Origin of the sequence: Sphingobium sp. Ant17, assembly GCF_000588875.1 — a bacterium.
In the GTDB taxonomy this organism is placed as follows: domain Bacteria; phylum Pseudomonadota; class Alphaproteobacteria; order Sphingomonadales; family Sphingomonadaceae; genus Sphingobium.
Genome location: NZ_JEMV01000004.1, coordinates 45458 through 66577, shown reverse-complemented (window position 1 = coordinate 66577; position 21120 = coordinate 45458). Strand labels below are relative to the sequence as shown.

At 63.6% G+C, this 21120-nt stretch carries 13 protein-coding genes and 4 pseudogenes; 10 read left to right on the top strand and 7 right to left on the bottom strand.

Translation table 11 applies throughout. From position 1 onward, the window contains the following. The first annotated feature begins 27 nt into the window (after window positions 1-27). Window positions 28-807 carry an SDR family oxidoreductase gene (locus BF95_RS03350; RefSeq protein WP_043149342.1) on the top strand — a complete coding sequence of 260 codons (780 nt, stop codon included), beginning with the start codon at window positions 28-30 and terminating at the stop codon, window positions 805-807. A gap of 14 nt (window positions 808-821) precedes the next feature. Here BF95_RS03350 and BF95_RS03345 read toward each other — a convergent pair whose 3' ends face one another. Further along, window positions 822-1658, bottom strand: coding sequence for a MipA/OmpV family protein (locus tag BF95_RS03345; RefSeq protein ID WP_268747139.1), 837 nt, complete (start codon window positions 1656-1658; stop codon window positions 822-824). Window positions 1659-1940: 282 nt separating this feature from the next. Next, window positions 1941-3152: a carbohydrate porin gene (locus BF95_RS03340; protein ID WP_235209541.1), complete on the bottom strand. Its 1212-nt coding sequence runs from the start codon at window positions 3150-3152 to the stop codon at window positions 1941-1943. 77 nt (window positions 3153-3229) lie between these two features. Between BF95_RS03340 and BF95_RS03335 the strand changes: the two genes are divergently transcribed. Beyond that, on the top strand, window positions 3230-5101 hold the full coding sequence (locus BF95_RS03335) for a methyl-accepting chemotaxis protein (RefSeq protein WP_081764018.1): 1872 nt from the start codon (window positions 3230-3232) through the stop codon (window positions 5099-5101). A gap of 185 nt (window positions 5102-5286) precedes the next feature. Here the strand turns inward: BF95_RS03335 and desA are convergent. Beyond that, a pseudogene (gene desA / locus BF95_RS03330) lies at window positions 5287-6683 on the bottom strand (syringate O-demethylase). A 43-nt stretch (window positions 6684-6726) separates the two neighbouring features. Then, entirely contained in the window at window positions 6727-7458 is a 732-nt protein-coding gene (locus BF95_RS03325; RefSeq protein WP_043149338.1) for an alpha/beta fold hydrolase, read from the bottom strand. Window positions 7459-7556: 98 nt separating this feature from the next. Here BF95_RS03325 and BF95_RS03320 point away from each other — a divergent pair, with 98 nt between their 5' ends. From BF95_RS03320 to BF95_RS03305, 4 genes and pseudogenes are all read left to right on the top strand, one after another. Then, window positions 7557-8426, top strand: a complete 870-nt coding sequence (locus tag BF95_RS03320; protein WP_043149408.1) for a methylenetetrahydrofolate reductase — start codon at window positions 7557-7559, stop codon at window positions 8424-8426. Continuing rightward, window positions 8396-9306: pseudogene (gene purU / locus BF95_RS03315) on the top strand (formyltetrahydrofolate deformylase). The gene BF95_RS03320 and the pseudogene purU overlap by 31 nt, the downstream one beginning before the upstream one ends. 6 nt (window positions 9307-9312) lie before the next feature. Continuing rightward, window positions 9313-10173, top strand: coding sequence for a bifunctional methylenetetrahydrofolate dehydrogenase/methenyltetrahydrofolate cyclohydrolase FolD (gene folD, locus BF95_RS03310; RefSeq protein WP_043149336.1), 861 nt, complete (start codon window positions 9313-9315; stop codon window positions 10171-10173). Next, on the top strand, window positions 10170-10526 hold the full coding sequence (locus tag BF95_RS03305) for a dihydroneopterin aldolase (protein ID WP_043149334.1): 357 nt from the start codon (window positions 10170-10172) through the stop codon (window positions 10524-10526). Before folD ends, BF95_RS03305 begins: the two co-directional genes overlap by 4 nt. Before the next feature lie 15 nt (window positions 10527-10541). On the opposite strand, the gene BF95_RS03300 is transcribed toward BF95_RS03305, so the two are convergent. The 3 genes and pseudogenes from BF95_RS03300 to BF95_RS03290 form a co-directional block, all read right to left on the bottom strand. After that, on the bottom strand, window positions 10542-11864 hold the full coding sequence (locus BF95_RS03300; RefSeq protein ID WP_043149332.1) for an MFS transporter: 1323 nt from the start codon (window positions 11862-11864) through the stop codon (window positions 10542-10544). An 86-nt stretch (window positions 11865-11950) separates the two neighbouring features. Then, window positions 11951-14043 (bottom strand): annotated as a pseudogene (locus BF95_RS03295) (acetate--CoA ligase family protein). A 100-nt stretch (window positions 14044-14143) separates the two neighbouring features. Next, the gene (locus tag BF95_RS03290; protein WP_043149331.1) at window positions 14144-14605 is read right to left on the bottom strand and encodes a MarR family winged helix-turn-helix transcriptional regulator; all 462 of its coding nucleotides are present in this window, start codon (window positions 14603-14605) and stop codon (window positions 14144-14146) included. Between the two features lie 125 nt (window positions 14606-14730). Here BF95_RS03290 and BF95_RS03285 point away from each other — a divergent pair, with 125 nt between their 5' ends. The 4 genes and pseudogenes from BF95_RS03285 to BF95_RS03270 all read left to right on the top strand — a co-directional run bounded on the left by BF95_RS03285 (window position 14731) and on the right by BF95_RS03270 (window position 21112). Next, on the top strand, window positions 14731-16149 hold the full coding sequence (locus BF95_RS03285) for an aldehyde dehydrogenase family protein (RefSeq protein WP_043149330.1): 1419 nt from the start codon (window positions 14731-14733) through the stop codon (window positions 16147-16149). 312 nt (window positions 16150-16461) lie between these two features. Further along, window positions 16462-17675 (top strand): annotated as a pseudogene (locus tag BF95_RS03280) (DUF1624 domain-containing protein). Between the two features lie 331 nt (window positions 17676-18006). Next, window positions 18007-20133, top strand: coding sequence for a TonB-dependent siderophore receptor (locus BF95_RS03275; protein WP_043149328.1), 2127 nt, complete (start codon window positions 18007-18009; stop codon window positions 20131-20133). A gap of 100 nt (window positions 20134-20233) precedes the next feature. After that, window positions 20234-21112 carry a 2-hydroxyacid dehydrogenase gene (locus tag BF95_RS03270; protein ID WP_235209540.1) on the top strand — a complete coding sequence of 293 codons (879 nt, stop codon included), beginning with the start codon at window positions 20234-20236 and terminating at the stop codon, window positions 21110-21112. Window positions 21113-21120 lie beyond the last annotated feature (8 nt).

Here is a 21120-nt window from a genome sequence, read left to right as displayed (position 1 = left end):
AATATCGCACCGAATGGAACCCACCGCATGACGCCTTTTCTGACCTTGCAGGGGAAGCGCGCGTTGATCACGTCGGGCACCCGCGGAGCCGGCGCGGCGACGGTCGGCCTGTTCCGCGAACTCGGCGCCCAGGTTCTCACGACTGCGCGGACGCAGCCTTCAGGCACTTCGGACGCGCTGTTCGTGGCGGCCGATCTTACCACCGCTGAAGGCTGTGTAGAGTTGGCGAGCGCAGTGCGCGATCGCCTGGGCGGCGTGGACATCATCGTTCACATGCTCGGCGGATCATCGGCACCAGCCGGGGGATTTGAAGCGCTGAGCGACGCAGAATGGCGCAACGCCCTGCACCTCAACCTCATGCCCGCCGTCCGGCTCGATCGCGCGTTGCTGCCCGATATGGTGTCGCGCGGCAGTGGCGTGGTGATCCACGTCACCTCCATCCAGCGCGAACTGCCCCTGCCGGAAGCGACCACCGCCTATGCCGCCGCGAAGGCCGCGCTTTCCACCTACAGCAAGAGCCTGTCCAAACAAGTGGCACCCCATGGCGTCCGGGTGGTGCGGGTGTCGCCGGGCTGGATCGAAACGGAAGCCGCCGTCGCACTGGCGACCCGACTTGCCGCCGAACAGGGCGGCGACATTGCCCAGGGCAGGAAGTTGATCATGGACTCGCTCGGCGGGATTCCGATCGGCAGGCCATCGACACCGCAAGAGGTCGCCAGCCTGATCGCTTTCCTAACGTCCGACCGGGCCGGGACGATTACCGGCACCGAATATGTCATCGATGGCGGAACCGTGCCGACGGTGTGAGAAAATTGGCACCGTCAAAGGTTGCAGCGGAAGCCGTAACCGACGCCCAATGTGAACTGCAATCTGCGCCCCCGCTCGCGGACGAGCGGCGAATGACCGGCCTCGCTCCCCAATCGATCGAGGCTGGTGAAAAGCGTGATGGCGCTTTGCCGGTTCAGCGGGCGAAGCGCCGAACCACCGACACCATAAGACAGCAAGCCGCCCTTTGGCGAATAGGCACCAAGCCCGGATCGCTGCGACTGCATCGCATCGATACCGAAATAGCTATCCATATAGGGCTTGCTGACGACGGTAGCGCGAGGACCGACATTGATGATCGTCCGTCCGCTGCGCATCTGATACGAAATCGCGCCGTCCGCTATCACGGCTTCATGTCCGCCAAAGCCACGGCGGACTTCCAAACGGCCGCGCCAGGGCCCGATGCGTTTTTCAACGAAGCCGCCCAATTCGGCAGCAGCCGCGACATTGCCCATCCCGCGCAGCCCGTCGCTTCCGCCCGTGATCAGAAAAGGCGATCCTCCGCGCTCCTCGTCACGCCCAAAGCGGACCTTGGCCAGCGGACCGGCTTTCCACCCATTGGTGTTGACGGCGTTCCATCCCAATCCTTCGGGGATCGAAGCAAAGATCACATCCCCATAATTGACACGCAGATCGGGAAAGATCGACAAAGCCATGTCTCGCGACCCTTGCCACGCGGGGCTCAGGACCGGTGCCAAGCCGATCGTCACGCTCCATCCTGCTTCGCTTCGGTCCAGGGGCCGACCCGCTACCGTTGCCGGCTGCGGCCCTTCCGTCTGGGCGAAACAGGGTTGGCCCAAGCCCAGGGCGGCCGCGGCCAAGAGATAGCGCATGTTCATCCTCGTGTCGGCAACTGCCCTTGATGCCCAACAATTTGGGGCCGCGCCTACTTTAGTCCATCACGCCATAAACGCCAGCGGTGGCAGGAGAATTGAGGCAAGAGCCGGTTGCGATCCCTGATCCCTGACGGCTGTAATCGCGCAGCCGTCAGCACCATGCGATCACCAGAATCGAAGAGAATGACGTCGCCGATCACATAGCCTTCGGGCGTAACGGGAGCGAACTGCTTGGCCCGGTTCGGCACGAAACCCTTGAAGCGGTTGGGGACAGGCTCGTCAGCGAACCGGCCATTCCGCGATCAACCGCAGGCCAAGCACGAACGTGGATCGAGGCCCGCCGCCGGCGAAGGCGCGGCGGACATATTGCATGTCGGGCTGAACCGACAGGAACGGTGCCAAGCGGTCCTGGTAGGTGATTTCCACCCCCGTTTCGGCTGCATCAGCGCGATCGCCCAAATCGCGTATCGATCGGCGGAACCCGCGCGACAGCAGACCCTGCGCAACGCCCACTGAAAACATTCCGTCCGGTCGCCCTGGAACCAGCCCGCGGGCGAGCAACCCGGCTTGGAACCCGCCGCGAAACGGCGTCGTCTTTCCGTCCGACACGCCTGCGCGGAAGAACAGATCGATACCCCGGCTGTCGTCGCCCGACACGCGCTGGTCGATCAGGACATAGGCACCGACCGCAGTCCGCTTGACGGGATCACCGTTGGCGTCGCGCGCATACAAGTCGTCCTGCTGCCGCGTATAGTGCCAGGCGCCGACCGCCAGCTTGCCGTTGATGCGCGTGCCTGCCTCGGCGATCAGGAGCGCGCCATCGCGCATCCCGAAATCGATCCCCGATGTATCGCCCAGAACACCCGCCCGTGCATTCACGACGGCAGCACGAACATAGCCTGAGTCGGTGATCGCCACGTTCAGCCGCATCGTCAACGCGGTCGAGGGAAAGATCGAGGGCCCATTGGGGCCCGTCGCCGCCAGTTCCGAGCCAATGCCGAACGCCGGCGCGATCAGCAACCCGGCCGAATCATTTTGGTAAAAATCCACATTCAGATCAGACAGACCGACCAGCAGCGCGGCACGACCGCCAGCAATATCCTGTTCGATCCAAGCATCGTACAGCTTGGTGCGGCTCTCGGCGACTTCGATATTATCGACCCCCTGCAACGTCCCCGCCAGCGCGTTGATCGATCCCCCATGGTTGCTCAGCAGATGCACATGCGCGCGTGCGCCGCGCCAGCCGACCAGCCGGTCGAGGTCGCCATCTGCGGTCACCTCGATATTGCCGAGCACGCGGGCGCCCCGTGCATCGCCACCGGCGACGTTCCCCATGAGATCCAGGACATAGCGACCCGCAATCGTGATGGCACGTGCCGGGGGTTCGGGTGCCGCTTCGGTAGACACGGATTGGCCCGACGCTGGGAAGGACCAAGCGGCGGACAGCAAAAGCGTGAGCCCTGCAAATCGAGGCACTGTTACCAACTTCACGAATTACCTCCGACCACCTCCGTTCCGCCTATTATAGGATTGGAATTGTGCCCCAGTGCCGAACAGGTGAGCAAAACATGCCGATGACGATGTCCAGTCCCAGCAATGCGATCTCGCTATCCAGAGCGATCCGGATGGCGGGCGCCGTCCTGTTCGGACTGATGCTGCTATGCGGCGCGAGTGGCATCGGCGCGGCGTGGATGCAGACCGCCGCGCTGCATCGTCAGACCGAGGCGACAGCGCTGCTCGCCAACCATCTGGGCGCGGACATGATGCACGACGCCATCCGTAGCGACGTGCTCGCCACATTCCAGGCGGCAGAACCGGGCAGCGCGATCAAGCCCGACGAGATTCAGAATGATTTCCGCGAGCATCTCGTCGCGCTGCGCGAGGGCATCGCGGCCGATTCAGCCTATACCGGCGACGCCGAGGTCGCCGCAGTGACCTCCAAGCTTGAGGCGCCGATGGAGGCCTATGTCCGCTCCGCCACGCAGGTCATCGATAGCGTCGGCCGCGATCCGGTCGCTGCGCGCGCAATGCTGCCGGGGTTCTTCGACCAGTTCCGCGTGCTCGAGGAGTCGATGGGCGCGGCGTCGGAGGCGATCGAGGCGAACTCAAAACAGTCCGCTGAAAGTGCAGCGCGGATCGGCACGATCGCGATGATCCTGCTCGTCGTTACGCTGGCGATCGGCATCGCGGGGATATGGGCGTTCGTAGTACTCGCACAGCGCCGGGTCGTGCAGCCGATCGTCGTCCTCGCCGGTACGATGCGCGCGCTCGGCGAGGGCAACCTTGCCGTTGAGGTAGCCGGCGCGGATCGCGGCGACGAACTGGGCGACATGGCGAAGGCGATGCTGGCGTTCCGCAACCAGCTTCAGGCGGCCGAGGCCTCCAAACAGGCCCAGGCCGCGCTGATCGTCGATAGCCTTGGCACCGGCCTGACCGCGCTGGCGCAGGGCGATCTGACTGCCGAAGTCGTCGCTGACCTCCAAGCGCCGTACACAGGGCTGAAGGACAATTTCAATAGCGCGGTTCGCAGCCTGCGCGGGTTGATCGGATCGGTAGCGCAGGGCACGATGATGATCCGCACCGGATCACAGGAGATCGCGCAGGCCAGCGAGGACCTCGCCCGGCGCACCGAAGGCAATGCCGCCAGCCTTGAGCAAACCGCAGCCGCGATTACGCAGATGGACCAACGACTGAAGGCGACCGCCGTCGCCGCCGGGCAGACGGTGGAGCGCGCGGACGGCGCGATCACCACGGTCGCCGGCGGACGCGCGATCGCCGAGGAAGCGGTCCAGGCGATGACCCGGGTCAGCGAAAGTGCCAAGGGCATCGACAGCGTGATCGAGGGGCTCGACAAGATCGCCGTCCAGACACGCGTGCTGGCGATGAACGCCGCGGTCGAAGCCGGGCGCGCCGGCGACGCAGGACGCGGGTTCGCAGTGGTCGCCGATCTGGTGTCCGCGCTGGCCATGCGCGCCGAGGAAGAGGCCGGACGCGCGCGCGATCAGCTGACCGCGACGCAGGCCGACATCAGCACCGCGGTCGAACGCGTGCAGCGGGTCGATGGTGCCTTGTCAGCCATTTCGGCGGATGTCGGCGGAGTGCACACATTGCTTGCCGGAATCGCGGATGACAACCAAGCGCAGTCGAGAGCGATCACCGAGGTCAGTACTGCAGTCGGTGCGATGGACCAGGCGACGCAGCAGAATGCGGCGATGGTCGAGCAGACCTCCGCTGCGGCGCGCAACCTGACCTTGGAAGTCACTGCGCTGTCGGAACAGGCCGCTAAATTCCGCATCGGCGGTGCACCGCAAAGGGGCGTCACTCCGAGGCAGACCAGAATGCGTAACGAACACCCGCAAAATGCGTCGCGATCGCTCACGACAAGAGCCACCGCCATGGCGGATGTCGGCGCGAGGCGCGACGAGTTTGCAACCTTCTAAGGCGCAGTGAAACGGTGCTGGCTTGTCCTGGCGACTGCAGGGCAGCAATTTAGTGCGATCTGGCAGCTGCAGCAACTATGCTCGGTTAGGGTTAGCCATCGCGGTGGTCCAGGGTTTCGCCACGCCAAACGAAAACGGGGGACGCCTTGCGGCATCCCCCGTTGCTTCCCGCTCAGGAAAAGCGATCAGGCATTCTTGGTGCGCCAGCCGTCGGCATAATTGTCGCGCGCGGCTTCCGAATAGGGGACCGAGGAGACGATCGCCTTGATTTCGGTCTGGACGTGGCGTTCGACGGTGGGCTTGGACGTGCCGCCATCGGGTTCGCCCCAGAGCAGGGTGACTTCGGTGCCGGGCTCGGCGAACTCGGCATCGACCATCGCCAGTGCCAGGAAGCGACCGGCGTTGATGGTGTAGCCGATCCAGGTGGACAAGCCGACCGTCTTGCCGTCCTTGAGCACCGCGTCATAGGGATGCATGCAATAGACGGCGCTGGGGAATTCAAGGAACTTGGCCTTGTCGCCGGTCTGGAGCATCGAGCTCATGACGCGGACGATGTCCTCATTGTCGAGGGCCAGCGTCACCTTGCGGCGGTGGGGCTGATCCTTGATCTTCTCCAGCGCTTCGCGGCCGATGAAGTCATGGTCGAACTTGACCATGATGCCATAGCCCAGCTCCCATGGGTTGAGGTAATAATCCTCGATATTGTCGGAGACGAAGCTGCCGCCGAGCGAACATTTGCCTTCATAGCTGTTCTCGCTTGCCCATTCGCGGAACTTGGAGCCTTCGCCGGTGTAGGTGGCGGGCAGCGGCGAGGGGATCCAGCCGGATTCCAGCGTGTTGGACGAATAGGTACGGCCACCGCACAGCGTCAGGCCATGGTCCTTGCCGGCTTCGATCAGCGCATTGCGAACGGTGTCATAATCCTTCCAGGGACCAAACAGCTCATAACCCGGCTGGCCGGCCATGCCGTGACGCAGCGCGCGCACTTCGACGCCGGCGATCATGATCGGTGCCATGTGGAAGAATTTGAGGTCCGGCGGGGTTTCGCCCATCGCCTTTTCCAGCACCGGCATGGCGTTTGGCCCCTGCAGCTGGAAGCGATAGTTGCGGCGATAGCCTGCTGGTCGAGCGGACGGGCGATGGTGCGCTCGTCGCGTTCCACCTTGACGTCCCACTTGCCGGTCGAGGCCCAATATTCGACCCATTCGATCGACGGTGCGCGACCGACCAGCTCGAACTTTTCTTCTTCCAGATAGAAGAGAATGACGTCGCCGATCACATAGCCTTCGGGCGTGACAGGCGCGAACTGCTTGGCGCGGTTCGGCACGAAGCCCTTGAAGCTGTTGGGGGCGAGGTAGGACAGCATGTCGAACGCGCCGGGGCCGGTGACGAGCAGGTCGACCATGTGGAAGCTCTGGTTGAACAAGACCGAGCTTTCCGCCCAGCTGCGCTGTTCGTCGCGCCAGTTGCTATATTCGCCAGGCACGCCCGGATAGGCGTTGGGACCGACCTGCTGGTTGCGCAGGAATTCGACGATGTCGCCCTTTTCGTCGAGCAGTTGCTGCAGGGATTTACCACTCATTCCATTCTCTCCTTAGACACGGAAAACATACTGAAATCGTCACTCATGCAGGCGGCCATGACAGCCATTCCCGCACAATCTGGTTGAACGCCTCTGGCGCTTCGGCGGGCATCATATGGCCCGCCCCTTCGACGACGCGCAGTTGCGCGCCGGAAATGGCGGCGACGATCGCTTCATGCTGGGCGACCGGCGACCATTGATCCTGCCGCCCGACCATGGCGAAGGTCGGGCAGGCGATGGTCGGCAGCAGCGCATCGACCGACGGGCGGTTGAGCAGCGCCTCGATCTGCGCCTCATAGACCGGCAGACCCGCCGAAACGGTCATGGCATAGAGGCTGTCCATCAGCGCTTCGTTGCGCAGGCCCGCAAAGCCGAGCATCGGCGGCAGCCATTGCGCCACCAGCGCAGCCATGCCCTGCGTCCGGCCAAGGTCGCGCAGCGCATAACGGCCTTCGCGCTCGCCAGGCTTGGGCGTGTGAACGCCGGTATCGACCAGCGCCAGCCGCTCGACCCTTTCAGGGGCCTTGCGCACGACCTCCAGCGCGATGCGCGCGCCCATGGAATGGCCCAGCAGCGACACGCGCGCGGGCATATGCGCCAACACATGGTCGGCCATCGCCTCGATCCGGTCCGCACCGCCATAATAGCCGTCGATCGCGCAGCTGTCCGGGAAAGCGCCGAGCGTAGCGCCGAACATGCGCGAATCGCACATCAGCCCCGGAAGGATGACGAGCGGGGCGGCGGGGCTATGCTGATCGGTTGATTTCGCACTCATGAAAATTTCATCTATACGAACACGAGCAGTTGCGCTAGAGGAAAATGCATCGAGGAAAGCCGCGTGGCCCAGCCCGAACACCATCATGGGAGAGAATGATGACCCTGCCGTCGATCCATCCGAACTGGGATCTGCCGCCCAAGGGCATGACCGATGGCTATTCGCTGGAGATCACCGCGAAGGACATTGATGCGCTGCGTGAAGCCGCGCCGACCATGGCGGCTGATACGCCGGTGGCCGTCACCTTCCTGCCCGGCGAGTCGCTGGAAGCGCGCATTGCTGCGGCCAAGCTGGTGCGGTCGCTGGGGTTCGAACCGATGCCGCATTTTTCCGCGCGGCGGCTGGAATCGGGCGATGATTTCGAAACCTATCTGGCCGCGGTCGTGCGCGAAGCGGGCGTCCAGCGCTGCTTCGTGATCGCGGGCGATCCGCCCGAAGCGGCCGGCCCCTATTCGGACAGCATGGCGCTCATTCGCACCGGCGCGTTCGAGCGCGCCGGGATCAAGGCGATCGGCGTTGGCGGCCACCCGGAGGGGCACCCCAATATGACGCCCGACCAATGTTTCGCCGTGCTGACAGAAAAATGTGCGGAAATCGAACAGCGCGGCATGGCGCCGCTGATCGTCACCCAGTTCAGTTTCGATGCCGCTCCCGTGCTTAGCTGGTTGGCGGACCTGCGCCAGCGCGGCATCGACGCGCCGGTGCGGATCGGCATTCCAGGGCCAGCGGGCATCAAGACGCTGATGCGCTTTGCCGCCCGTTGTGGCGTCGGAGCATCGGCATCGGTGCTGACCAAATATGGCATTTCGATCACCAAGCTGATCGGTACCGCCGGTCCCGACAAGCTGGTCGACGCGCTTGCCAGCGGCCTTGGAGACCAGCATGGCAAGGTCCGCCTGCACTTCTACCCCTTTGGCGGCCTGACCAAGACCGTCGAATGGATCAACGATTATACGGCCCGCCACTGAGCGCGCATGATTACCGGAGAAGCGATGTGAGTGAAATCTGCACCCTGACCCTGCAATGCGACGACCGGCCGGGCCTGGTCGCCGATGTCGCAACCCTGCTGACCCAGCAGGGCGGCAACATCACCGACGCGCAGCAATTCAACGACAAGCTGACCGATCGCTTCTTCATGCGGGTGGAATTTGAAATCGCCCCCGATGCCGTGGAAACGCTGCGCGCCGCTTTTGCCGGACTGGCGGACGAGCGCGGCATGGAATGGAATCTGCGCCGCCGCAACGAGCGACAGAAGGTGCTGCTGATGGTCAGCAAGTTCGACCATTGCCTGGGCGATCTGCTCTATCGCTGGCGCATCGGTGAATTGAACATGGATGTCGTCGGCATCGTGTGCAACCATCCGCGCGAGGCGCTGACCATATCGCTGATCGGCGACGTGCCGTTCCACCATCTGCCGATCACCAAGGATACCAAGCCGCAGCAGGAAGCGCAGATCAAGGCGATCGTCGAGGAAACCGGCGCGGACCTCATCGTGCTGGCGCGCTACATGCAGATATTGAGCGACGATCTGGCGGGCTTCCTGTCGGGCCGCTGCATCAACATCCATCACAGCTTCCTGCCCGGTTTCAAGGGCGCCAAGCCTATCACCAGGCGCATGCGCGCGGCGTCAAGATGATCGGCGCGACCGCTCATTATGTCACCGCCGACCTCGACGAAGGGCCGATCATCCATCAGGATGTCGAAGCCATCAACCATGCCGACACGCCCGACGATCTGGTGCGCAAGGGTCGCGATATCGAGCGGCGCGTGCTGGCGACCGCCGTGCAGCATCATCTGCAGGGCCGGGTGTTCCGCAACGGCGCACGCACCGTCGTCTTCAAGGCCTAAAGGCCCATGGCGCAGATCATCGACGGGCGCGCCATGGCGCGCGCCCTGTCGGACGAAACGGCGGCGCGCGTCGCGGCGATCGTCGCGCAAACGGGCCAGCCGCCCGCGCTGGCAGTGGTGCTGGTCGGCGACGATCCGGCAAGCCAGGTCTATGTCCGCCGCAAGATCAGCGAATGCGCGCGGGTCGGCATCCGGTCGGTCGAACATCGGTTGCCGGTCGATCATCCGCAGGACGCCCTGCTCGCCTTGATCGACCAGTTGAACGGCGATCCGGCCATCCATGGCATTTTGATCCAACTGCCGCTGCCCGCTCCTATCGACGCAGCGCTGGTATTGGACCGCATCGATCCCGCCAAGGATGTTGACGGGTTCCACCCGGTCAATGTCGGGCGATTGTCCACCGGCACGGGCGGGCTGGTGCCCTGCACGCCGCTGGGCATCATGCGGCTGCTCGACAGCGTGATCGATGATTATCGCGGGCTCAATGCCGTGGTCATCGGCAAGTCCAATATCGTCGGCAAGCCAGTCGCCATGCTGCTGCTGGAGCGGGAGGCGACGGTCACCGTCACCCATATTGAAACGCTGCACCTGCCCGACATCGCGCGCAAGGCGGACATCATCGTCGCCGCGGCGGGCGCGCCGCATCTGGTGCGCGGCTATTGGGTGAAGCCCGGCGCGATCGTGATCGACGTCGGCATCAATCGCATCGCGCAGGCCGACGGATCATCGCAGATCGTCGGCGATTGCGCGACGCAGGAATTGGACCATGCCAAAGCGGTGACGCCGGTGCCAGGCGGCGTGGGTCCGATGACCATCGCCTGCCTGTTGCACAATACGGTATTGGCGGCAGAAAGGGCGAGGACATGACGGACAGCATCTGCACGACCAAGGTTCGGGTGCGCGACCTGCCCCTGCTGGCCGATATCGGCATCAACCCCGACGAGATCGGACGGCGGCAACCGCTCGTCATTTCGGTCGAACTGACGCTGGCCGTGGGTCAGGTCGAGGCGATCGGCGAGACGGTCGATTATCGCAAGGTGGCACAGGCCGCCGAAGATCTGGCGCTGGTGCATATCCCGTTGATCGAGATGTTCGCGCAAAGACTGGGCACCTGCTGCCTCGCCATGAACGGCGTCATCGAAGCGCGGGTGAGCGTCGACAAACCCTTTGCTCTGACCCGCGGCATGGCCGGGGCCGAAGTGACGGTCCGCCGGGGCTAATCGCGCCGTCTCGCCTTAGCCATTTTCATCGGCGTTGCGCATCTGCACTGCCAGCAGCACGGCGGCGGCCCCCAGCGATCCCAAGCCCAGCAGCAGCGAGGTCAGCCCCCGCCCTGCCCCGGCGGCCAGCAATTGCCCCGCGAGGAACGGGCCAAGCGCTGCGCCGAAGCGCCCGAAACCGATCACCGCACCCGTGCCCGTCGCGCGCAAGGTGGTGGGGAAGACATTGGCGATCAGCGCATAGAGGCCCACGACCGACCCATTGGCAAGGAAGCCCAGCACGAAGGCGGCAATCTGCAGCCAGAGGAAGTCGCCCGGCACCACGCCGAACACGGCGACCGCGATGCCCGCGCCCGCCATGGCCAGCAGCAACAACCGCCGCAGGCCGAGCCAGGGCGACAGGAACCCCAGCGTCAGCCCGCCAATCGCCCCGCCCATATTCATGAAGACCGACACGATGCTGGCGCGCGAAGGGTCGAACCCCAGATCGACCACCAGCGAGGGCGCCCAGCCCAGCGCATAGTAGAAGGTCATCATGTGTAGGCCGTAGACGATGATGAGCGCGATCGTGATGACTCGGTAGCGATCAAGGAACAGCGCGCGCATCGACGCCTTGGGCAGGTTCAGCGCGACCAGTTGCGCCGCTTGCGGTTGGCCAAGGCGACGCAGGATGACGTTGATCTTGGCCAGCGCATCGGGCGCGCCGCGCGTTGCCAGCCAGCCGATGGATTCGGGCAGGAAGATCAGGACGAGCGGTATCATCAGCGCCGTCGCGCCCGCGCCGAACAGGAAGATCGCTTCCCAGCCGTCCGTGCGCAGCAATTGCGCTGCGCCCCAGCCACCAATGATGCCACCGACCGGATAGCCCGCCGCCATGATGCTGACAGCCAGGTCGCGGCGGCGGCGATTGGCGAACTCGGCCGACATGGCATTGATTGCCGCCAGCATCGCGCCCAGCCCAAGGCCCGTCAGGATGCGCAAGATGCTCAGCATCACCACTCCGGTCGCGAAGGCGGAGGCGAGCATGCCGAACGTCATGATGACCAGGCACAACAAAATCTGCCGCCGCCGCCCGATGCGGTCGGCCAATTGTCCCAAGGTCAGTGACCCGATCACCATGCCGACCAGGCCGGTCGATACGATGATGCCGATCGCGCTGGGGCCAACGCCCCAATCCTTGGCGATGCCCGGCGCTGCGAATGTCACCGCCAGCACGTCGAACCCGTCGAGCGCATTGAGCAGGAAGCAGATGAAGATCGCCACCACCTGCGGCAGGCGCATCGGCCGGTCTGCCAGGATGCTGCGCGGATCATCCGCAGGCAGGGTTATGCTCGACATGGGGGACATTCTCTCCGGCACTTGTTCCGCCATTGTATGCTGGCGAAACAATTTGCCAAGTCAAATCGCCGCCAGCCCCTCCCGCGTCAGAGCGAGATGAGCGCGTCGAGCGCTAGCGCCCCCTTGCCTTGCGGATAGACGATCACCGGGTTGAGATCGACCTCGCGGATTTGCGGGGTCGCGGCGACCATCTGGCCGAGCCGTTGCACGACATCGGCGACCGCTTCGATGTCCATGACCGGCGCACCGCGGAAGCGTCGAGCAAGGGGGCCATGCGCAGTTTGCGAATGCGCGCAATGATCGCCGCGCGTGGCAGGTCGGGCGGGAGCAGGCAGACATCGTGGAGCAGTTCAGCCGCGACGCCGCCGAAGCCAACCAGAATGGTAGCGCCCCAATGCGGGTCGTTGCGCGCACCGACGATCAGTTCGACGCCCTTGTCCGCCATGCCCTCAACCAGCACGCCGTCGAGCGTCAGGTCGGGGCGCGACGCGGCCAGATTGGCGGCGAGCCGCGCCCAGCCCTCGGCCAGTTCCTCGCGATTCTTGAGGCCGACGATCACGCCGCCCGCATCGCTCTTGTGCGGCAGTTCGGGCGATTGCGCCTTCAGCACGACCGGATAGCCGAGCCGGTCAGCCGCCAGCACCGCCTCTTCCAGCGTCTGCGCCAATGCGAAGGCGGGGAAGGCAATGCCGCGCGCGCCCATAATCTCTTTGGAGCGATATTCGGGGATGCTACTCCCTAGCTGTGCCAGATCGGCGACCGGTTCGGCGTTGAGCGGTTCAGCCGCGAAATCGCGCGCAGCCGCTGCGCTGATCCGCGCCAGCGCGCGGACGGCGCGCTCGGCAGTGGGGAGATAGGTCGCGCCCGCTTCGCGCAATGCCGCAATGTCCGCGTCCAGCACGCCGCCGCCTTCATCGACCCCACCGATGATGATTGGCTTGGTCGGACGCAGCGTGGAGAGGGCATCCAGCACGGCGGCAAATTTGATGTGCGATGTCGCAGGCGCGGTCTGGATCAGCGTTACCAATATCGTGCCGATGCGGTCATCGTTCACCAAAGCGGACAAGGTGCGGCCATAAAGGCCCGGATCGACCAGCCCCTGCGCGGTGACGTCCAGCGGGTTGGTCACCGGCACGAAATCCGGCAGGGCCGCGCGCAAGGCCGGGCTGTCGGCATCGCTCAAGGCGGGCAGGTCCAATTCCACCGCTTCGGACAGATCGAGCATCATCGCCTTGAACGCGCCCGATTCCGCGATGACGCCCGTGCCGCCCGTGCCGATCGCTGCGTTGCGCGCCAATATCTCGACCACGTCGCCCAATTCTTCGAGCGAGTCGACCAGGATCACCCCGGCGCGTTCGACATGCACCGCCATGACGGCATGATCGCCCGCCATCGCACCGGTATGGGTGGCGGCGCTCGCCGCGCCCGCCGCGCTGCGGCCAGGGTGGAGCAGCACGACTTGCTTGTCCGCTGCCCGCGCTGCCCGCGCGGCGGCGAGGAAACGGGCAGGCTCGCGAATATGTTCGGCGATCATGCCGATGACAGCTGTGTCGGGCTGATCGACCAGATAGGCGAGATAATCCTCGATCCCGCTCGCCGCTTCATTGCCGGTGGAGATATAGCAGTTGAGCGGTACGTCGCGATGGATCATCGTCGTCGCCAGCACCGCGGCCATGGCGCCCGATTGCGACACGATGCCGACGCGCCGGTCGCCCTGCGCGCGTGCTGGCGGCATGTCGATGAAGGTCAGCGAGACATTGTCGCGGAAATTGACGAGGCCCAGGCAATTGGGGCCTTCCACCACCATTCCGGCTTCACGCGCGATCCGGGCAATTTCCTCCTGATCCGCGAGACCCTGCGGGCCATCTTCGGCGAAACCGGCCGAGAAGATCACCGCTGCCCCCGCCCCGCGCCGGGCAAGGCCACGCATCGCATCCAGCACGCCGACGCGCGGGATCGCCAGGATCGCGGCATCGACGCCTTCGGGCAGGTCATCGACCGACGCGACGCAGGGCCGCCCGCCAATCTCTGTACGCTTTGGGTTCACCAGATGAATGGCCCCGGCAAAGCCCTGCCGCTCCAGATTGGCCAGCACCGATGCGCCGAGCGCACCCGGCTTGTCCGATGCGCCGATAATCGCCACTGATCGCGGCCGCAGCAGCCGGTCCAGGTCCATCATGTCGGTCACGCGTGATCCTCCCCTACAGGCGGCAAGGCTTCGAATCAGCCGCCCAATGTTGGCAACATTGTGCGCCAGGGATACAGTTTACGCAACCCGTTTAGGCGATTCCATTGTCCGCTTCGCTGTCCGATATAGGATCTTCCCTGCTGATTTTGCGCAGCAGCATCAACAGTTGTTCAGTCTCTTCGCCGCTCAAACCCTGGGTCATCCGGGCATCGGACTGATGCACCGCTTCGATCATCGCGCCAATCTGCACTTCCCCTTCGGGCAGGAGGAACAGCGCATTGGTGCGAAGATCCCGCCCGGCCCGTCGTTCGACCAGCCCGCGCTCCTCCAATATGTTGACCAGCTTCATCGCACTGGAACGGTTGACGCTGAGCGCCCGGCCAAGCGCCGTCTGGTCGCAGCCCGGATTATCGCGGATCAGCAGCAGCGCAGTGAACTTGGCCGGCGACAGGTCGAACGGTGCCAGCGCGGCGCGGGCATCCGCCCCCATTACGAGATGGGCGCGCTGGATCTGATAGCCTATCAATCCGCGCAGATCGGTCCCTTGGTTCATCCGCTCCAATCATCCCTTGCCAATATTGTATCCTTAGCGCACAAATATATGCTACAACGCGCCAGCGCGGAAAGCGATAGCCAAGACGCAAGGCGCGTGACCGGATAATGCAGGAGAGAAGAGCGATGGACCATGATTTCCGCATGCTGATCGATGGCGAATTGACGCCCGGTGTCAGCCAGTTCGACGTCGTTAACCCCGCGACAGGCACTGCCTTCGCCCAATGTCCCAAGGCGGACGAGGCGATGCTGAACCGCGCCGTCGCCGCCGCCAAACGTGCCCAGCCCGGCTGGGCGGCTACCCCGATCGAAGAGCGTGCCGCGCTCGTCAACCAGCTCGCCGACGCGCTGGAAGCACGAATCGGCGAATTTGCCAGCCTGCTGACCAGCGAACAGGGCAAGCCGCTCGACCAGGCCGGCTATGAGATCATGGGCAGCGTCTTCACCCTGCGCGCCTTCGCCGCGATGCGGGTCGAGCCCAAGGTGCTGAAGGACGAAGGCGGCAACCGCGTCGTCGAACATCGCACGCCGCTGGGCGTCGTCGCGTCGATCACGCCCTGGAACTTCCCGGTCATCCTGCTGATGAACAAGCTGGGGCCAGCTTTGGTCACGGGCAATTGCATGGTCGCCAAGCCAGCGCCGACGACGCCACTGACCACCTTGTTGTTCGGCGAAATGGCGCAGGCGATCCTGCCGCCCGGCGTGCTCAACATCGTTTGTGACCAGAATGAACTGGGCGCGCTGATCACCGGCCATCCCGACATCGCCAAGGTCGCCTTCACCGGATCGACCGCCACCGGCAAGAAGGTGATGGCATCGTCGGCCGGGACGGTGAAGCGGGTGACGCTGGAACTGGGCGGCAATGACGCCGCGATCGTGCTGGATGATGTCGATGCGCGGCAAGTTGCGCAGAAAGTCTATCAGGGCGCGATGACCAATGCAGGGCAGATCTGCATCGCGATCAAGCGCGCCTATGTGCCCGCCCCCATGTATGACGAATTTTGCGATGAACTGGCCAAGCTCGCCAAGGCGGCGATCGTCGATGACGGATCGAAGCAGGGCACGACCATCGGGCCGATCCAGAACCAGATGCAGTTCGACAAGGTCAAGGCGCTGATCCACGACGCGCGGACGCGCGGCACCGTGCTGGCGGGCGGCGATGCGCTTGATCGGCCGGGCTATTTCATGCCGCCTACGATCGTCCGCGATCTGGACGACGACGCGCCGCTGGTGCGCGAGGAACAGTTCGGCCCGGTGCTGCCGGTGCTGAAATATGACGATATCGATGATGTGATCGCGCGCGCCAATGACAGTGACTATGGCCTGGGCGGCACGGTTTGGGGCAAGGATCTGGCGCGGGCGACCGATGTCGCGATGCGGATCGATTCCGGCACGGTCTGGGTCAACCAGCATATGGCGATCGACGCCAACATTCCCTTCCGCGGCGTCAAACAGTCGGGCCTGGGCGCGGAACTGGGCGAAGCCGGACTGCTGGAATATACCCAGGCGCACATCGTCAACGCCATTGCGCTCGAAGACGCCTGAACGGCTGACGGATACAGGCATTAGCGGGGGTGAAGGAGCGCAACGCTTCTTCACCCCCTTTTTTGACATATTCCACCTAGTCATTCGACATATTCGACACTTTCGTTCGTGCAGTCATCATAGCCTCAACCCTTGGGACCAATCCCTGGTTGTGGAGTTTCGGCGCGCATCCAGTGACTGTGTTCCCCACCTCTTCCTGTCGCAATGAAGCTTGCTACTCGGAGGAGGCGAAGCTAGATCATAGATGATACAGGGTATCATGATTGGTTCGGGCGGTGCCGCAACGAACCACGGGGAAAAGGGACAGACGCCATGAGCAGCTTAGCGGGCCACGCGCCCCCCACCGCCTTCAGCCCCGGCGCCACGTCGCCCATGGCCACAGCCCAGGCGCGTACCCGCCTGATCGCGATCGACGCGCTGCGCGGCCTGGTCATGCTGTTCATGCTGGTCGATCATGTGCGGGAGACATTCTTCCTCTACATGCAGGTCACTGACCCGGTGGACGCGAACACGACTGATCCGGGGCTGTTCTACACCCGCCTGCTGTCGACCTTTTGCGCGCCGACTTTTGTCGCGCTCACCGGCCTGTCCGCCTGGCTCTATGGCCAGTCGCACAGCAAGGGGCAGGTGTCGGAATTTCTGCTGAAGCGCGGGCTTTTCCTGATCGTCCTGGAATTTACCGTGGTCGGCTATGCCTGGCCAACCCAAGCCCCCGCCTTCCCACCGACGGCGATTTGGTTGCAGGTCATCTGGGCCATCGGGATTTCGATGATCGCGCTGGCCGCGCTGCTGCACCTGCCGCGCGTCGCCCAGTTTGCGGTGGGCTTGGCCATCGTGTGCCTGCACAATCTGCTCGACCCGATCCGGCTGACGGCCGATCAACCGGGCTATGTCGCCTGGGCAATCCTGCATCAGCGCTCGCTGATTGAATTTGGCGGCATCGCGGTCAAGACCACCTATCCCATCCTGCCATGGATCGGCGTCATCCTGCTGGGCTATGCCTGCGGGCCATGGTTCGCCAAGGGCAGCGATCCGCAACGGCGCATCCGTCGCCTGGCGATGACCGGCCTTGGGCTGGTGTTGGGCTTCGTGCTGATCCGCTATCTCAATGTCTATGGCGACAAGCCGTGGTTCGTTGCGGAAAATTCGACGCGCACGGTGATGAGCTTCCTCGCACTGACCAAATATCCGCCCTCCTTGCTGTTTTTGATGCCAACGGTCGGCACCGGCTGTCTGCTGCTCGCTTTGTTCGAGAAGTTCGAGAATAGCCGCGTGATGCCACATCTGGCGCTGCTGGGTGCGCGCCGATGTTCTATTATGTGCTGCATCTCTATGTCCTCAAGCTGATCTACAATGTCGCGCTGGCGCTCTATGGGCCGACCAAGGGCACGGTGTTCGGGGTCGACAATCTGTCCACCGTCTGGATCTGGGTCGCGCTACTGATCCTGCCGCTTTACTATCCCACCCGCTGGTTCGCGCAGCTCAAGCAGCGGCGCAAGGACATCTGGTGGCTCAAATATCTCTGAGGGCATGAACCCTCCGGGTCGCAGGCCGCCTTCCTTATCGGAGGCGGCCATTTTTCGGGGTTTTCACCAGGATCGATGGCGTAACGACGGGCAGCATTTTCATGCCGTAGGGCCACGTGATTCACAATTTTGCGCCGTCCCATGCGCCATGTTTGACGTAATATATCCGTAACTCGACCTAGCCTCAATTCAACAAGAGGTGACGGAAACACCCCGCGGCCCGGCTGCCGATGACAGGACGCAATGTCCGCATCGGACCATAAGAGAAGACCAGCCGGTCCCCGTTTCGCAGGACATTTGGGAACAGCGATTTTTCATAGGGGATCATATCATGCGCACATCATCGGCTCTTCGCCTGGCGCTTATCGCCAGCACCGCCGCCATCACCCTGCCCACCGCCGCCCTTGCCCAGGCTCCGGCCGATAATGCCGAAGGCAACATCATCGTCACTGGCCTCAAGCGCCAATATTTCGGTGACACACCGGTCAAGGAAATCCCGCAGGCAGTCCAGTTCCTGGAAGGCACGCTGCTCAACGACCTCAACATCACCCGGCTCGACACCGCGCTGGAGCTGGCGAGTGGCGTGTCGAAGCAGAATAATTTCGGCGGCCTGTGGGACAGTTTCGCCATTCGCGGCTTTGCCGGCGACGAGAATTTTCCAAGCGGCTTCCTGGTCAACGGCTTCAACGGCGGACGCGGCTATGCCGGCCCTCGCGACGCATCTAATGTCGAGCGGATCGAAGTGCTGAAAGGGCCGAACTCGGCGCTGTTCGGGCGCGGCGAGCCGGGTGGCACGATCAACATCGTCAGCAAGAAGCCGACCTTCAAGGAGGGCGGCAGCTTCACGGTCGCGGGTGGCAAGTGGAAAACCTATCGCGTCGAGGGTGACTATAACATGCCGCTCGGTGACAGCGTCGCCATCCGCCTGACCGGGGCCGTCGAGGATGCCGAAAGTTTCCGCGACACGGTGGAAACCCGCAAATATGTGCTGAACCCGTCCATCCTGGCGAAGCTGTCGGACAAGACGATCTTCACCTACGAGCTGGAATATGTGAACCAGGAAGTGCCGTTCGATCGCGGCGTGGTGGCGATCCCGACGGTGACGGCGACCGGCACCACCTATAATTTGGGTGCCATTCCGCAGAGCCGGTTCCTCAGCAACCCCAATGACGGCCCGATCAAGATCACGGCACTCGGCCATCAGGCGCAGTTGCAGCATGACCTGAGCGACGATTGGGTCGTGATGCTGGGCGCAGGCTATAAGGACACCACGTTCGAGGGCTTCTCCAGCGATCCCGAACTGGCGCTAGGTCGTCAGCAGATCGACAATGACGGCCGCACCTTGTCACGCCAGCGCCGCTATCGTGACTATAGCACCACCCATATGGTGTTCCGCGGGGAAATCAGCGGTAAGCTGGAAACCGGGTCGATCGTCCACAATATCCGCGTTGGCGGGGACTGGGACAAGTTCGAGATCGAACTGCTCCAGACCCGGTATCGCCCGACGGCGGCGGACCAGTCCTATTCGATCGATATCTTCAACCCCAATTACAATATTGCGGCACCGATACCGGCAGCGGTGATCCAGAATTCAACCGAAGTGCAGAAGGCCTGGGGCATTTATGCGCAGGACCAGATCGAGATCACCGAGCAGTTCAAGGTGCGCTTTGGCGGCCGCTACGATGATTTCAGCCAGAATATCGACAACCGGCTGGGGACCACCAACCCCGCATCCTATACCAAGTTCAGCCCGATGGCCGGCCTGGTGTTCGAACCGACCAAAAGCCTGTCCTTCTATGCCAGCTATGGCAAGGGGTTCCGGCCGAACAGCGGCGTCGATGTGAACAACAACCCCTTCGCCCCGGAAGTCAGCACAAGCTATGAAGTCGGTGCGAAGTTCGTGACGCCGGACGGCCGCATCACCAGCACTCTGTCGCTCTACAAGATGAAGAAGAGCAACGTCCTGACCGCCGATCTGCTGACCGGCCTGTCGGTGGCGGTCGGTGAAGCCAAGAGCCAAGGCGTGGAGTTTGACATCAACGCCAAGCTGCCCGCCGGGTTCGAACTGTTCGCGACCTATGCCTATACCGATGCAGGCTGGGCGGATGACTATGCGTCCGCTGGGGTGCTCAAGAATGATCCGCTGCTCAATATTCCCAAACATCAGGCCAATGCCCTGTTGTTCAAGAATTTCTCGTTCGGCGATCATGAAGCGATGCTCGGCGCGGGCGTGAACCATGTCGGCAAGCGGCTGGGCCAGACGGCGGCAGACTTCTATCTGCCGAGCTACACGATCGCGAAAATCCTGGGATCAGTGACGATCAACGACCAGTTCAAACTGTCGGCCAATGTCGATAATCTGTTCGACAAGAAATATTATGCCAGTTCCTATGCGGCTTTGTGGGTGCAGCCGGGCGTCCCCCGCTCCTTCACGATCCGCGGGACGTTTACCTTCTAACCAGGGGCGAGGCGGTCTTTCGCCCTGCTCGACCGTCGGCAACAGCGCCCTCCCGCTGTTGCGACGGTTTTTCTTTATGGCCCGGACAAGGATGGCCCGCATGACCCTGCTCTACACATCCGATCCCGAACGCGGCCGCATCTGGCGCGACATATTCGCGGCGGAAGCGGCGGACGTAGCGTTTGTTGATCCAAGCGACCCGCATGATCCGGCGACCATTCGTTACTTGGCTGCATGGAACCCCTCGGCGGACCTGATCGCCACGCTGCCCGCGCTGGACGTGTTGTTTTCGATCGGTGCGGGGATCGACCAGTTCGACATGGGGCGCCTGCCGCCGCATGTGCGGGTCGTGCGGATGATCGAGCCGGGCATTCGCCAAGGCATGATGGAATATGTGACGATGGCGGTGCTGGCGCTGCATCGGAACCTGATCGACCATGGCATCGCCCAGCGCGAGGGACGCTGGGCTCCGATCAAGCTTGTGCCTGCCGGGCAACGGCGGGTGGGCGTGATGGGCCTCGGCAATTTGGGGCAAGCTGTGCTGGAGGGACTTGCGCCGTTCGGCTTCGCCCTGTCGGGGTGGAGCCGGTCGGCCCATGATATTGACGGGGTGACTTGCCATGCGGGCGAGGCGGGCTTGCCCGCTTTTCTGTCCAGTTGCGATATCCTCATCTGCCTGTTGCCGCTAACGCCGGAGACACGCGGCATCTTGTGCCGGGATAGGCTGGCGCAACTGCCGTTCGGGGCCAGCCTGATCAATGTCGGTCGGGGCGGTCATTTGGTGGAGCAGGATCTGCTGTCGCTGCTCGACGAAGGCCATTTGTCGGGTGCGGTGCTGGACGTTTTTCGACCCGGAACCGCTGCCCGCCGGGCATGCTTTCTGGACGCATCCACGCATCATCATGACGCCCCATGTCGCCAGCATGACCCGCGCAGACAGCGCGGCGCGCGCGCTGATCGCCAATATCCGCCGCCATGAAGCAGGCC

Bases quoted from the DNA above. Each gene is read 5' to 3' on its own strand.
- BF95_RS03305 (WP_043149334.1), top strand. From the start codon at position 10,170: ATGACGGACAGCATCTGCACGACCAAGGTTCGGGTGCGCGACCTGCCC.
- BF95_RS03300 (WP_043149332.1), bottom strand. From the start codon at position 11,864: ATGTCGAGCATAACCCTGCCTGCGGATGATCCGCGCAGCATCCTGGCA.
- BF95_RS03275 (WP_043149328.1), top strand. From the start codon at position 18,007: ATGCGCACATCATCGGCTCTTCGCCTGGCGCTTATCGCCAGCACCGCC.
- BF95_RS03335 (WP_081764018.1), top strand. From the start codon at position 3,230: ATGCCGATGACGATGTCCAGTCCCAGCAATGCGATCTCGCTATCCAGA.
- BF95_RS03350 (WP_043149342.1), top strand. From the start codon at position 28: ATGACGCCTTTTCTGACCTTGCAGGGGAAGCGCGCGTTGATCACGTCG.
- BF95_RS03345 (WP_268747139.1), bottom strand. From the start codon at position 1,658: ATGCGCTATCTCTTGGCCGCGGCCGCCCTGGGCTTGGGCCAACCCTGT.
- BF95_RS03270 (WP_235209540.1), top strand. From the start codon at position 20,234: ATGACCCTGCTCTACACATCCGATCCCGAACGCGGCCGCATCTGGCGC.
- BF95_RS03290 (WP_043149331.1), bottom strand. From the start codon at position 14,605: ATGAACCAAGGGACCGATCTGCGCGGATTGATAGGCTATCAGATCCAG.
- BF95_RS03285 (WP_043149330.1), top strand. From the start codon at position 14,731: ATGGACCATGATTTCCGCATGCTGATCGATGGCGAATTGACGCCCGGT.
- folD (WP_043149336.1), top strand. From the start codon at position 9,313: ATGGCGCAGATCATCGACGGGCGCGCCATGGCGCGCGCCCTGTCGGAC.
- BF95_RS03320 (WP_043149408.1), top strand. From the start codon at position 7,557: ATGACCCTGCCGTCGATCCATCCGAACTGGGATCTGCCGCCCAAGGGC.
- BF95_RS03325 (WP_043149338.1), bottom strand. From the start codon at position 7,458: ATGAGTGCGAAATCAACCGATCAGCATAGCCCCGCCGCCCCGCTCGTC.